12 protein-coding genes and 1 pseudogene (1 of these 13 only partly in view) are annotated in these 13,758 nt (G+C 64.1%); 4 read left to right on the plus strand and 9 right to left on the minus strand.

The genetic code is table 11. The features are described 5' to 3' along the window. Positions 1-29 precede the first annotated feature (29 nt). From G1E_RS21880 to dadA, 5 genes are all read right to left on the minus strand, one after another. Positions 30-1,886 carry an acetyl-CoA hydrolase/transferase C-terminal domain-containing protein gene (locus tag G1E_RS21880; RefSeq protein WP_009682931.1) on the minus strand — a complete coding sequence of 619 codons (1,857 nt, stop codon included), beginning with the start codon at positions 1,884-1,886 and terminating at the stop codon, positions 30-32. A gap of 164 nt (positions 1,887-2,050) precedes the next feature. After that, positions 2,051-2,455 (minus strand): cytochrome c5 family protein, encoded by a 405-nt coding sequence (locus tag G1E_RS21885; protein WP_033690433.1) that lies wholly within the window; start codon positions 2,453-2,455, stop codon positions 2,051-2,053. Between the two features lie 154 nt (positions 2,456-2,609). Continuing rightward, positions 2,610-3,158: a cupin domain-containing protein gene (locus G1E_RS21890; RefSeq protein ID WP_009682929.1), complete on the minus strand. Its 549-nt coding sequence runs from the start codon at positions 3,156-3,158 to the stop codon at positions 2,610-2,612. Between the two features lie 108 nt (positions 3,159-3,266). Then, positions 3,267-4,340 carry an alanine racemase gene (gene alr / locus G1E_RS21895; RefSeq protein ID WP_047150105.1) on the minus strand — a complete coding sequence of 358 codons (1,074 nt, stop codon included), beginning with the start codon at positions 4,338-4,340 and terminating at the stop codon, positions 3,267-3,269. Between the two features lie 146 nt (positions 4,341-4,486). Beyond that, the gene (gene dadA / locus G1E_RS21900) at positions 4,487-5,791 is read right to left on the minus strand and encodes a D-amino acid dehydrogenase (RefSeq protein WP_009682926.1); all 1,305 of its coding nucleotides are present in this window, start codon (positions 5,789-5,791) and stop codon (positions 4,487-4,489) included. A 156-nt stretch (positions 5,792-5,947) separates the two neighbouring features. Here dadA and dadR point away from each other — a divergent pair, with 156 nt between their 5' ends. Then, positions 5,948-6,436, plus strand: a complete 489-nt coding sequence (gene dadR / locus G1E_RS21905; RefSeq protein ID WP_003258963.1) for a transcriptional regulator DadR — start codon at positions 5,948-5,950, stop codon at positions 6,434-6,436. 2 nt (positions 6,437-6,438) lie between these two features. On the opposite strand, the gene G1E_RS21910 is transcribed toward dadR, so the two are convergent. Next, positions 6,439-6,792, minus strand: a complete 354-nt coding sequence (locus G1E_RS21910; RefSeq protein WP_009682925.1) for a YkgJ family cysteine cluster protein — start codon at positions 6,790-6,792, stop codon at positions 6,439-6,441. 196 nt (positions 6,793-6,988) lie between these two features. Between G1E_RS21910 and G1E_RS21915 the strand changes: the two genes are divergently transcribed. Further along, on the plus strand, positions 6,989-8,281 hold the full coding sequence (locus G1E_RS21915) for an FAD-binding oxidoreductase (RefSeq protein ID WP_009682924.1): 1,293 nt from the start codon (positions 6,989-6,991) through the stop codon (positions 8,279-8,281). A 14-nt stretch (positions 8,282-8,295) separates the two neighbouring features. Here the strand turns inward: G1E_RS21915 and G1E_RS21920 are convergent, their stop codons facing one another. Next, a complete protein-coding gene (locus tag G1E_RS21920) occupies positions 8,296-8,526 on the minus strand; it encodes a DUF1127 domain-containing protein (protein WP_047150106.1) in 231 nt (76 codons plus the stop codon). A 179-nt stretch (positions 8,527-8,705) separates the two neighbouring features. Here G1E_RS21920 and G1E_RS21925 point away from each other — a divergent pair, with 179 nt between their 5' ends. After that, the gene (locus tag G1E_RS21925; protein ID WP_161893043.1) at positions 8,706-10,136 is read left to right on the plus strand and encodes a PLP-dependent aminotransferase family protein; all 1,431 of its coding nucleotides are present in this window, start codon (positions 8,706-8,708) and stop codon (positions 10,134-10,136) included. 60 nt (positions 10,137-10,196) lie between these two features. Then, positions 10,197-11,750 (plus strand): phospholipase D family protein, encoded by a 1,554-nt coding sequence (locus G1E_RS21930; protein ID WP_033690422.1) that lies wholly within the window; start codon positions 10,197-10,199, stop codon positions 11,748-11,750. Positions 11,751-11,868: 118 nt separating this feature from the next. Here the strand turns inward: G1E_RS21930 and G1E_RS21935 are convergent, their stop codons facing one another. Both G1E_RS21935 and G1E_RS21940 read right to left on the minus strand, forming a co-directional pair. Beyond that, on the minus strand, positions 11,869-13,008 hold the full coding sequence (locus G1E_RS21935; protein ID WP_009682919.1) for an MFS transporter: 1,140 nt from the start codon (positions 13,006-13,008) through the stop codon (positions 11,869-11,871). Positions 13,009-13,152: 144 nt separating this feature from the next. Then, positions 13,153-13,758: pseudogene (locus G1E_RS21940) on the minus strand (aldehyde dehydrogenase); it runs 886 nt beyond the window's last position.

A 13,758-nucleotide genomic window follows, 5' to 3' on the forward strand; every position in this document is an offset into this window, starting at 1 on the left:
ATGGGCTGCAAAGCAGCCCCGGCAATTCATCAGGTAGCCGCCAACCCCGCCAGCAACAGCCGCTGATAAAGTTCTTCCTTCAACCCCTGCGGAGCATCCAGCCCCATCCGCTCCAGATGCTGCTCATACCCCTCCGGCCCCGGCGCATCCAGCGCGGCCTTGCCCAGCTCCAGCACCTCGCTCAACTTGAACTTGCTCTTCAACCAGTTCAGCGCCCGCAACAGGTCCTGCTCTTCGGCAGTGAAGTCCGTACCCAGCGGATACTCGGGGAACAACCGTGCATGCTGCGCCCTGACCGCCTCAAGGCGTTGCGGGGTGTTGTCGGCAAAGCGCGCGTCCAGCTCAAAGCCCTTGTGCAGCTTGCCGGCACTCTTGGCCTGCTCGATCAGCCCCTGCTGGAACCGTGAATCGCTTACCGCCAGCAACCGTGCAATCACTTCGCTGTCGGTCTGCCCACGCAGGTCGGCGATGCCGTATTCGGTCACCACGATATCGCGCAGGTGCCGGGGGATGGTGCAGTGGCCGTACGCCCAGAAAATGTTCGACGTCACCTCACCGCCCGACTCGCGCCAACTGCGCAACAGCAGGATCGAGCGCCCACCCTCCAGCGCATGGCCTTGGGCAACGAAGTTGTATTGCCCGCCCACGCCACTGAGCACTCGACCATCTTCCAGCTGGTCGGCCACCCCGGCACCCAGCAGGGTCATGCAGAATGCGGTGTTGATGAAGCGGGCATCGCGGCGCTGGCGGCGCTTGAGTTCCTCTTGCCCGTAGAGTTCGTTGATGAAGCTGATACGGGTCATGACGAACTGTGCACGCTGCTCCAGCGGCATCTCGCGCAAGCGCTGATAGAACGCCTGCGGGCCAAGGAAGAAGCCACCGTGCAACAACGCGCCCTGCTCATCTGCCGGGCGTCGCAACAAGCCTGCCTCGGCCAGCACCAGCAGGCCGTTGACGAACATCTCGCTGCAGCCGTAGAGGCCTTGAGCGAAGGTATCCAGCCCCCCTTCCCGTTCGATCAGCGCCTGCCAGGGGCCGACATCGAGTGCATCGAGCACCGCGCGGTAGCCGGCGTTGTCGCCCTGGCGCGCCAGCAATGCCGCGGCGACCGCATCGCCCATGGCACCAATACCGATCTGCAGCGTGCCGCCGTCGCGCACCAGGCTGCTGGCATGCAGGCCAATGCAGTGGTCCTGAATGCCGACCGGCATGTTCGGTGTGGAAAACAGCCGGCGTTGTTCGGCCTCGTCGAGCAACAGGTCGAACGCGTCGATCGGCAGCTCGGCATCGCCAGGCATGTAAGGCAGCTCGGCGTGCACCTGCCCCAGCATGAGGATGGTTTCACCGGCAGCGCGGCGTTTGGCGACCATGGGCAGCAGGTCGAGGGTGATGTCGGGGTTGCAGGCCAGGCTCAGGTGCACGGGCTTTTCGGGCGTGGCAGCCACCAGTTGGGCGATCAGGTTCAGGCCCTTGGCGTTGATATCCCGCGCGGCGTGGCTGTAATTGCTGCTGACGTAGTCCTGCTGCGCCGATTCGCTGTGCAGCAAGCTGCCGGGCTGCATGAAGAACTGCTCGACGCGGATGTTGGCGGGCAATGTGTCGTTGCGCAGGTCGCTGAGGTAGGTGAGCTCTTCATAGTCGGCAAACACGCGCTCGACAAAAGGCTCCAGAAACCGCCGCTGCAGCCCGTCGCCCAGTGCCGGCCGGCCCAGGGACAGGGCGGTGTAGATGGTCAGCCGCCGTTCGGGCAGTCCGCGCACGCGGGCGTAGAGGGCATTGACGAAGGCGTTGGGCTTGCCCAGGCCCAGCGGCAGGCCCATGTGGATATGAGCTGGCAGGCGTGCCAGGACCTGCTCGACAGCCTGGTCGATGGAGCAGAGGTGCATGGGGCCTCCTGAGACATCCGTGGGTTCAGGGGTTGGACATGAACTCAAGCGAGTTGGTTGCCGGTGCGGGCCCTTTCGCGGCCAAAGCCGCAAAGAGGCCGGCACAGCCGCCACAAAAACAAAGCCCGCCATCAATGGCGGGCCTGGTGAAATTCAGCTGCAGCTCACAGCCCGGACATCTTCTTGATCGCCCCTTTCAGGTCGTCGTCCGAGCAGTCCGCGCAGGTACCTTTCGGTGGCATGGCGTTGATGCCGGTAATGGCCTTGGCCAGGATGCCATCCAGGCCGCCCTGGTGGTCGGCTCGCTCCTTCCAGGCCGCGGTATCACCCACCTTGGGCGCGCCGAGCAGGCCGCTGCCATGGCAGGCATTGCAGTGCTTGGCAATGATCTCGTCCGGGGTCTTGGCACCACCGCCACCCGCGGTCGCCGCCACTTCCATGCCTTTGCACTCCTGGCCCTGCACACAGACCTGGCCAACGGGTTCCAGGCGCTTGGCAATGTCGTCATTGGTCGCAGCGGTTGCGCTCATTGCCCAGAGGGCGAATACGGCTGCTGGTACGGCCAGCATCTTCTTGATTTGGTTCACGCGAACACCCTCATGGTGGCTAATCACGCCCGCGGCCACGAAACAGCGAGCGCTGGAAAGTATAGCGGCAACCTGAAGGCGGTGAAACGACCCTACACGGGAAAGGGGTATTGCCGAATCAATGCACTGCGCTGGATCAAAAGTTTGAGGGCGTAGCGGCACTGATCAGCCGTGCAGGCTGGTCGAACGGGTTGCGAAAGCGGTGCGGGCGGGTGCTTTCGAAGTAGTAGCTGTCGCCTTCCTCGAGGATGAAAATCTCGTTGCCGACCACCAGCTCAAGGCGGCCTTCGAGCAGGATGCCGGTTTCCTCCCCGTCATGGGTCAGCATTTCGGCACCGGTGTCGGCGCCCGGCGGGTAGACCTCGGTCAGGAAGGCAATGGCGCGGTTGGGGTGCGACTTGCCGACCAGCTTCATGGTTACCGCACCGTCCGAGATATCGATCAGCTCGTGGGCTTTGTAGACAATTTGCGCAGGGCTCTGCGCCTCCAGTTCGACCGAAAAGAATTCGACCATGGACATGGGAATGCCGCTCAGCACCTTGCGCAACGAGCTGATGGAGGGGCTTACGCTGTTCTTCTCGATCATCGAGATGGTGCTGTTGGTCACCCCGGCGCGCTTGGCGAGTTCGCGCTGGGACAGGCCCTTGAGCTTGCGGATGGCTTGCAGTCGTTCGCCGACGTCCAAAGCTGGAGCCTCCTGAAACGGTAGAAAGGGGGGTGGATGTGAACGATATCATGGCAATGCCGTTCAGTATTTACAACACACCGCCCTCAACCTGTCCGCATCAGCGTGTCATTCGCCGACGTAGTCCAGGGGGACCCGTTTCAGGTTGCAGAAGATCTGGTAAGGAATGGTGCCAGCCTGTGCCGCCACTTCGCTGGCCAGTACCTGCTTGCCCCACAGTTCGACCGGGCTACCCACCGTGGCGTCGGGCACATCGGTGAGGTCGATGCTGAGCATGTCCATCGACACCCGGCCGATCAACGGGGCGCGCTTGCCCGCAACCAGCACCGGCGTGCCATTGGGCGCCTGGCGCGGGTAGCCATCGGCGTACCCCATGGCCACCACGCCAACACGGGTCGGCCGAGGGCTGACGAACTTGGCACCGTAGCCCACCGGTTGGCCGGCGGGCAGCTCACGCACGCTGATCACCCGCGATTGCAGGGTCATCACCGGCTGCAGGCGCGCAGCTTCGGCCTGGGCCACCTCGAAGGGCGTGGCGCCATACAGCATGAGGCCTGGGCGCACCCAGTCGCTGGGCGCTTGCGGCCAGCCCAGCACGCCGGGCGAGTTGCGCAGGCTGCACTCGGCCGCAAGGCCCTGGCGTGCGGCTTCGAACACGGCGATCTGCTGCGCGGTGGCGTCAGCATCCAGTTCGTCGGCACGGGCGAAGTGGCTCATCAGTACAATCCGCGCGACCTTGCCGCTGGCCAGCAGGCGCTGGTAGGCCTCGTGGTAATCCTTGGGGTGCAAGCCCACCCGGTGCATGCCGCTGTCCAGCTTCAGCCAGACACTTAGCGGCTTGCGCAGTTGCGCCTTCTCGATCGCCTCCAGCTGCCACAGCGAGTGCACCACGCACCACAGATCGTGCTCGGCGATCAGTGCCAGCTCGCTGGCTTCGAAAAAGCCTTCCAGCAGCAGCACCGGGGCCTTGATACCGGCACCGCGCAGTTCCAACGCCTCTTCGATACAGGCCACGGCAAAGCCATCGGCTTCGGCCTCCAGGGCCAGGGCACAGCGCACGGCGCCGTGGCCGTAGGCATCGGCCTTGATCACGGCCAGGGCTTTGGCACCGGTCAGTTCACGGGCCAGACGGTAGTTGTGGCGCAGGGCCTGGAGGTCGATCAGGGCGCGGGCGGGACGCATGGCGGCTGCCTTATGGTGGTTCAATTAGAAATCGGTGTTGGATTCATCGCCGGCAAGCCAGCTCCCACAGGACTCTCACAAGGCCTGAGAACTGCGGAGATCCTGTGGGAGCTGGCTTGCCGGCGATGAGGCCGGTACAGGCGACCTTACTGCTGGTGAGCCGGCGCAGCATGCCCGTGCTTGGCCACTTCCCGGCTGTTGCCATACCGGGAAATGTCCAGGCCCTCGGCGCTGATCTGCGGCTTCTTGCGCGCGATCAGGTCTGCCAGCAGGCGCCCGGAGCCGCACGCCATGGTCCAGCCCAGGGTGCCGTGACCGGTATTGAGGAACAGGTTGCGGAACGCCGTGGCACCGACAATCGGTGTACCGTCCGGGGTGGCCGGACGCAGACCGGTCCAGAAACTGGCCTGGCTCAGATCACCGCCGCGAGGATAAAGGTCGTTGACGATCATCTCCAGTGTTTCACGCCGACGCGGGTTGAGCGACAGGTCAAAACCGGCGATCTCAGCCATGCCGCCAACGCGGATACGGTTGTCGAAACGGGTGATCGCAACCTTGTAGGTCTCGTCGAGAATGGTCGAGGTCGGCGCCATGTCGCCATTGGTGATCGGCACTGTCAGCGAGTAACCCTTCAGCGGATAGACCGGGGCTTTGATCCCCAGCGGCTTGAGCATGTGTGGCGAATAGCTGCCCAGCGCCAGCACATAGCGGTCGGCGGTTTCCAGCTTGCCGTCGATCCACACGCCATTGATGCGGTCGCCGGCGAAGTCCAGGCGCTGGATGTCCTGGCCGAAGCGGAACTCCACGCCCAGCTTCAGCGCCATGTCGGCCAGCTTGGTGGTGAACAGCTGGCAGTCGCCGGTCTGGTCGTTGGGCAGGCGCAGGGCGCCAGCGAGAATGTCCTTCACCCCGGCCAGGGCCGGCTCGACGCGGGCAATGCCATCGCGGTCCAGCAATTCGTACGGTACGCCAGACTGCTCGAGCACGGCGATATCCTTGGCCGCAGCATCGACCTGGGCCTGGGTACGGAACAGCTGGGTGGTGCCCAGGCTGCGGTTTTCGTAATTGATGCCGGTTTCGGCGCGCAGCTCGTCGAGGCAGTCACGGCTGTACTCGGACAGGCGCACCATGCGCTCCTTGTTCACCGCATAACGGCTGGCGGTGCAGTTGCGCAGCATCTGGGCCATCCACAGGTACTGGTCAACGTCACCGGTGAGCTTGATTGCCAAGGGTGCATGGCGCTCCATAAGCCATTTGATGGCCTTCAGGGGCACACCCGGGGCGGCCCAGGGCGAGGCATAGCCGGGCGAGATCTGGCCGGCGTTGGCGAAGCTGGTTTCCATGGCCACCGCCGGCTGGCGGTCGACCACCGTCACTTCGAAACCTTGCCGGGCCAGGTAGTAGGCACTGGCGGTTCCAATCACACCGCTACCAAGTACCAGAACTCGCATCGTTGTATCCCTCACACGCGGCACGCCGCAGACTTTTATGGAAATGGCATGGATGGGCGCAGTATAGAAATTCGAGGGCAGTGCAATTCACTATATAAAAGCCTATTATTGGCGAGAATTCTCGGCATAATCGCCTTTCACGGAGGGGCATCCCCTATGAGAACCCAGCACCAGAGCAAGCGTGAACTGGACAAGATCGACCGCAACATTCTGCGTATCCTGCAGAATGACGGGCGTATTTCCTTCACCGAACTGGGCGAGAAAGTCGGGCTGTCCACCACCCCTTGCACCGAGCGGGTTCGCCGCCTTGAGCGCGAGGGCATCATCATGGGCTACAACGCCCGCCTGAACCCGCAGCACCTCAAGGGTAGCCTGCTGGTGTTCGTGGAAATCAGCCTGGACTACAAGTCGGGTGACACCTTCGAAGAGTTCCGCCGCGCGGTGCTGAAGCTGCCGCACGTGCTGGAGTGCCACCTGGTTTCCGGTGACTTCGACTACCTGGTGAAAGCGCGCATTTCCGAGATGGCCTCGTACCGCAAGCTGCTCGGCGACATACTGCTGAAGCTGCCGCACGTGCGCGAGTCGAAGAGCTACATCGTGATGGAAGAGGTGAAGGAGAGCCTCTGCCTGCCGATTCCGGACTGACGCTAGACCAACACCTGGCGGGTGCTGGCGATGAACTGGTGAACGAGCTGCTCCGCGCCTGGGTCGATCATCGGCTCAGGGCCCCGGCCACGGGGGCAGGCCATGCGCGGGGTGGTGCCGAACAAGCGGCAGATCATCGGCCGTTCTTCATACACCGTGCAGCCATTGGGGCCCAGGTGCACACAGTCCAGGCGCGCCAGGGCGGCATCCTGCTCGGCCTGGGACTTGCGCGGCAGGCGGGCCATTTCTTCGGCCGAAGTGGTGACCGGGCCGCAGCAGTCGTGGCAGCCGGGTTCGCACTCGAAGGCAGGGATGAGTTCGCGCAGGAAGTGGATCTTGTGGCGGTTGCAGGACATGGCTAAGTACAAAATTGAAAAACAGGGGTTGGATTATAGGGCAATCGCCGGCAGGCCAGCTTCCACAGGTACACCACTGGTCTCAGCCCTTGCACATACCCTGTGGGCGCTGGCTTGCCGGCGGTGGGGTCGGTTGCCCACCCAATAGCCCCGGCTTATCCTCCCCCCCTCGCCCACCAGCCCCAGGACCGACGCCATGATCCACAGCGCGCAGCACGCCGCCTCCTACTACGCCGCCAGCAGCGCGCCACACCCTGACCACGCTTTCCTGCAGGGCGAGCACAGTGCCGACGTGTGCATCGTCGGGGGTGGCTATTCAGGCCTGAACACGGCCATCGAGTTGGCCGAGCGCGGCTTCTCGGTCATCCTGCTGGAAGCGCGCAAACTCGGCTGGGGCGCCAGTGGGCGCAACGGCGGCCAGCTGATTCGCGGGGTCGGCCATGGTCTGGAGCAGTTTCTGCCGGTGATTGGCGAGGACGGCGTGCGCAGCATGAAGCTGATGGGCCTGGAGGCCGTGCAGATCGTGCGCGAGCGGGTCGAGCGGCATGCCATTGCCTGCGACCTGGCCTGGGGCTACTGCGACCTGGCCAACAAACCCGCGGAGCTGCTGGGCTTTGCCGAAGACGCCGAAGAGCTGCGTAGCCTCGGCTACCCACACCAGCTGCGCCTGGTCGGCAAGGACGATATCCACAGCGTGGTCGGCGCCGACTGCTATGTGGGTGGGCTGATCGACATGGGCTCCGGGCACCTGCACCCGCTCAACCTGGCCCTGGGCGAAGCGGCCGTGGCCGCGCGCCTGGGGGTGAAGCTGTTCGAGCAGTCCGAAGTTACCCGCATCGACTACGGCACATCAGTGCAAGTGCATACCGCCCAAGGCCGGGTGCGCGCCAAGACCTTGGTGCTGTGCTGCAACGCCTACCACAACAACCTCAACCGCGAACTGGGCGGCAAGGTGCTGCCAGCGGGCAGCTACATCATCGCCACCGAGCCGCTGGGCGAGGAACGCGCCCGCAGGCTGCTGCCGCAGAACATGGCAGTGTGCGACCAACGGGTAGCCCTGGATTACTATCGCCTCTCAGCCGACAACCGGCTGCTGTTCGGCGGTGCCTGCCACTACTCGGGCCGAGACCCGAAGGACATCGCTGACTACATGCGGCCGAAGATGCTCAAGGTGTTCCCCGAATTGGCCAACGTACGCATCGATTACCAGTGGGGCGGCATGATCGGCATCGGCGCCAACCGCCTGCCGCAGGTCGGCCGGCTGGGCAGCCAGCCGAACGTGTATTACGCCCAGGCCTACTCGGGCCATGGGCTCAACGCCACCCACCTGGCCGCGCGCCTGCTGGGCGAAGCCATCAGCGGCCAGGAAAGCGGGCGCTTCGACCTGTTCGCCAAGGTGCCACATATCACCTTCCCTGGCGGCCAGCACCTGCGCTCGCCGCTATTGGCCTTGGGGATGCTGTGGCATCGGCTCAAAGAGCTGCTCTGAAGCCATACAGCACATCAGTCCTTCCAGAAGGGTTTGCGGCCTTCGAGCCGCGCATGCTCCCAGCTCAGCCCAACATCGCGCAGCTCGGCATCGGTCAACTGCAACAGCGCCCTGCGGGTACGCCAGCGGTGCAGCATCAGGCCCCAGCGCCCCAACCCCTGCGGCGCGTTGAACACCTTGGCCTGCTGCTCGGTTTCCAGTTCCTTGGCCAACAGCTGCAAGCGCACATCGCTCATGCCCCCCATCACCGCACCCTCCCCGTTCAGTCGATACCGTAGGGAAAGCATGCGCGAGGGCGATACCGGCAATACAGATCCAAAACAGCCTTATTATTCCCATACAGCATTGGCTAGCGGCCGACTGAATGCTGTATTTTCCAGGCAACTGTACCGGTCGCTGCCTACAGGTAGCCCAGGAGTATGCCTTGACCCTTTACCTCAACCTCGCCGAACTGCTCGGTGCCCGCATCGAGCAGGGCCTGTATCGCCCAGGCCAGCGCCTGCCGTCGGTACGCGCCCTGAGCGTGGAGCACGGGGTCAGCCTGAGCACCGTGCAGCAGGCCTACCGCATGCTCGAAGACAGCGGCATGGTCTCGCCCAGGCCCAAGTCCGGCTATTTCGTCAGCGACCACCGCCAGCTGCCAGCGCTGCCTGCAGTCAGCCGCCCGGCCCAGCGCCCTGTGGACATCTCGCAATGGGAACAGGTACTCGAGCTGGTGCGCAGCACCCCGCACAAGGACGTGGTGCAACTCGGCCGCGGCATGCCCGATATCGACAGCCCAACCCTCAAGCCTTTGCTGCGCAGCCTCGCCCAGTTGAGCCGGCGCCAGGACATGCCGGGGCTGTATTACGACAATATCCATGGCAACCTGGCGCTGCGCGAGCAGGTAGCGCGGCTGATGCTCGATTCCGGCTGCCGCCTGGGCCCGGCCGACCTGGTGATCACCACCGGCTGCCATGAAGCGCTGTCATGCAGCATTCGCGCGGTTTGCGAGCCAGGCGACATCGTTGCGGTCGACTCGCCCAGCTTCCACGGCGCCATGCAAACCCTCAAGGGCCTGGGCATGAAAGCGCTGGAGATCCCCACCGACCCGGTCACCGGCATCAGCCTGGAAGCGCTGGAGCTGGCCCTGGAGCAGTGGCCGATCAAGCTCATTCAGATCACCCCCAGCTGTAACAACCCACTCGGCTACATCATGCCCGAGGCGCGCAAGAAGGCCTTGCTCAGCCTGGCCCAGCGCTACGACGTGGCGATCCTGGAAGACGATGTGTACGGCGACCTGGCCTACACCTACCCGCGCCCGCGCACCCTCAAGTCATTCGACGACGATGGCCGCGTGTTGCTCTGCAGTTCGTTCTCCAAAACCCTGGCCCCCGGCCTGCGGGTGGGCTGGGTGGCACCTGGGCGCTATCTGGAACGGGTGCTGCACATGAAATACATCAGTACCGGCAGCAGCGCCAGCCAGCCGCAACTGGCAATTGCCGATTTCATCGCCGGCGGGCACTACCAGCCCCACATGCGGCGCATGCGCAGCCAGTACCAGCGTGGCCGTGACCTGATGAGCGATTGGGTAACGCGCTACTTCCCGGCGGGTACCCGGGTCAGCCGGCCGCAGGGCGGCTTCATGCTGTGGGTGGAATTCCCCGAACATTTCGACACGCTGCGGCTGAACCGCGCTTTACTGGAGCAAGGTGTTCAGGTGGCGGTGGGCAGTATCTTCTCGGCCTCGGGGAAGTTCCGCCACTGCCTCCGCATGAACTTCGCTGCGCGGCCAACGCCACAGATCGAGGCTGCCGTGCGCAAGGTAGGTGAAACCGCCCTTCGTCTACTGGATGAAGAAAGCGCCGACGCGTAACTTTGCGCCGCCCGCCACTGTCCAACCTCCACAGCCCTTGCCGCACAGGACGATCCACCCTTGAGACCCCAGCGCGCCTTGTCTTTGCTGCTGATGCTGTTGCTCGGCCTTGCCGGCTGTGCCAGCGTCGGTACCCCACGCGAAACCAGCCAGGCCCTGCCCGCCAGCGAATCGGCCTTCGGCCGCTCGGTGCTGCGCCAGGCGGCACCGTATGGCGGGCAGTCCGGCTTTCGCCTGCTGCCCAACAGCAACGAAGCATTTCGCGCCCGCGCCGAATTGATCCGCAACGCCCAGGCCAGCATCGACCTGCAGTACTACATCGTGCACGACGGCCTCAGCACCCGCGCCCTGGTGCACGAACTGCTGCGTGCCGCCGACCGCGGCGTGCGTGTACGCATTCTGCTCGACGACACCACCAGCGACGGCCTGGACACCATCATGGGCACCCTCGCTGCCCACCCGAATATCCAGATCCGCGTGTTCAACCCACTGCACCTTGGCCGCAGCACCGGGGTGACGCGCGCCTTCGGCCGCCTGTTCAACCTGTCGCGCCAGCACCGCCGCATGCACAACAAGCTGTTCCTGGTGGACAACAGCATGGCTATCGTCGGCGGCCGTAACCTCGGCGACGAGTATTTCGATGCCGAGCCCAACCTCAACTTCACCGACATCGACCTGCTGAGCGTCGGCCCTATAGCCGAGCAACTGGGGCACAGTTTCGACCAGTACTGGAACAGCGCGCTCAGCCGACCTATCAGCGATTTTCTGTGGCATGCGCCGGATGCCGACGACCTGCGTGCCAGTCGTCATCGCCTGGAAGTCTCGCTGGCTGAAGCCAGGACCCAGCGCAAGGCCTTGTACGATCGGTTGATGGCCTACCAGTCGCAGCCGCGCCTGGATGTGTGGCGCAACGAGCTGATCTGGGCCCATGCCCAGGCGCTGTGGGATGCCCCAAGCAAGGTACTGGCCGATGACGAGCCGGACCCGCAGTTGCTGCTGAGCCACCAGTTGGCGCCTGACCTGGCCAACGTGCACAGCGAACTGATGCTGACATCGGCTTATTTCGTGCCGGGCGAGCCAGGGCTGCTGTACTTGACCGGCCGTGCCGACGCAGGTGTCTCGGTAAAACTGCTGACCAACTCATTGGAAGCCACCGATGTGCCGGCCGTGCACGGTGGCTACGCCCCCTATCGCCGGGCCTTGCTCGAACATGGGGTACAGCTTTATGAGCTGCGCCGCCAGCCGGGCGACCCCAGCGCAGGGCGCTTGAGTTTCCGCGGTAGCTCGGACTCCAGCCTGCACACCAAGGCGATCGTGTTCGACCGGCGCAAGACCTTCATCGGTTCATTCAACTTCGACCCGCGTTCGGTCCTGTGGAATACCGAAGTGGGGGTGCTGGTGGACAGCCCGGAACTGGCCGAATACACCCGCGAGCTGAGCCAGCAGGGTATGGCGCCGGCGCTGAGCTATCAGGTGAAACTGCAGGGGGGCAAACTGGTGTGGGCGACTGAGGACAATGGACAGCAGCATGTGCTGACCTCCGAGCCGGGCGGGATGTGGCGCAGGTTCAATGCCTGGGTCAGCAAGGCGGTTGGCCTGGAGAAAATGTTGTAGCGGCGATTTTGGGGCTGCTTTGCAGCCCATCGCGACGCAAGGCCGCTCCTACAGGGGTACGCGGTTCTTGAGGTAAGGCCTTGTGTCGCGATGGGCCGCAAAGCGGCCCCGGAAACGCTCAGGCAGACACAGCCTCAAAAGCCCCGCGCCTCTGGGTCAACACCACCAGCCCCGCAGCCCCTGCAGCCATCAGCAACAGCAACGCATGCCCGCTGACCCACTGGCTGCCTGCCCCGGCCAACAATGGCCCCAACAGGCAGCCAATGCCCCACAACTGCGCCACGTGAGCATTGGCCCGCACCAGTTCATCGTCGCGGTAGCGCTCACCGATCAGCACCAGCGACAAGGTGAAAAGGCCGCCGGCACTGGCCCCGAACAGTACCCACAGCGGCCATATCACCGGCGTGTGCAGCAACAGCGGGATCGCCAGGCTGGAGACCAGTAGCGTTACCGCACAGCCGGTGAACAACGCACGGCGCGACATATGATCGGCCAGCGCGCCGATGGGCAACTGCAGCACAGCATCGCCGACCACTACCGTACTGACCATGAACAAGGCGATTTCAGTGGTGAAACCTTGCTGCAGGCAGTACACCGGCAGCAACGTCAGGATCATTGCCTCGAACGAGGCAAACAGGGCGATGGCCCAGGCAATCACGGGCAAGCGACGGCAGAACCTGAACAGGTCGCCGAAGCCGACACTGCAAGCTTCGGTGCTCGGTGCACCGCCGCGCCCCAACAGCACCAGCGGCGCGAGCAGCAACAGGCCGGTGGCGGCCCAGAAACCAAAATCGTCAGCCGAACCGAGTACGCCCAGCACCAGCGGCCCAGCCAGCTGGCTCAAGGCGTAGCTGCTACCGTACAGCGCCACCAGGCGGCCGCGCCATTGCTCGACCACCAGCTGGTTGATCCAGCTCTCACCCAGGATAAACACCACGGTCAGGGACATGCCGATCATCAGCCGCAACAGCAACCACAGCGGGTAGCTGGGCAATAGCGCGACCAGGCCGATGGACAACGCACCACCCCACAGGCAGATGCGCATGGCCGCAGGTAAGCCGACCCAGCCGGCCAGGCGGCTGGCCAGGCTGGCACCCGCCAGTACCCCCAGCGCAGGCATCGCGGCCATCACGCCGATGGCGAAACTGCCATAGCCCCAGGCTTCCAGACGCAGAGATACCAGGGGCATGCTCACGCCCAGCGCCAGGCCGACACTGAGCACTGATGCCAGTACGGCGAAGTAGGTCCCCCAACGCATTGCTGCCTCCCAGGCCAAGAATTTTCCATGGCCCATTCGCGGGTAAACCCGCTCCCACAGGTACACCACCACCCTTGAAAGCGGTGCAGTACCTGTAGGAGCGGGTTTACCCGCGAATGGGCCGCAAAGCGGCCCCTCCTGGCATTACAGCTTGATCCAGGTCGCCTTCAGCTCGGTGTATTTCTCCAGCGCATGCAGCGACTTGTCACGGCCGTTGCCCGATTGCTTGAAGCCACCGAACGGTGCGGTCATGTCGCCGCCGTCGTACTGGTTGACCCACACGCTGCCGGCGCGCACGGCCCGCGCAGTCTTGTGCGCTTTGGAAATGTCCGCCGTCCAGATACCAGCCGCCAGGCCGTACGGGGTGTCGTTGGCGATGGCGATGGCTTCTTCGGCGGTGTCGAAGGCAATCACCGACAGCACCGGCCCGAAGATTTCTTCCTGGGCGATGCGCATGGCATTGGTTACGCCATCGAAGATGGTCGGCTCCACATAGGTGCCACCGGTTTCCTCCAGGGTGCGCTTGCCGCCGGTCAGCAGCTTGGCGCCATCCTTGTGGCCGGCCTCGATGTACGACAGCACGGTATTCATTTGCTGGGTATCGACCAACGCACCCACGGTGGTCTCTGGATCCAGCGGGTTACCGGGCTTCCAGCCTTTCAGGGCCTCGACCACCATGGGCAGGAACTTGTCCTTGATCGAGCGCTCGACCAGCAGGCGCGAACCGGCAGTGCACACTTCGCCCTGGTT

The sequence above is a fragment of the Pseudomonas sp. TJI-51 genome, assembly GCF_000190455.2.
Taxonomy (GTDB): Bacteria; Pseudomonadota; Gammaproteobacteria; order Pseudomonadales; family Pseudomonadaceae; genus Aquipseudomonas; species Aquipseudomonas juntendi.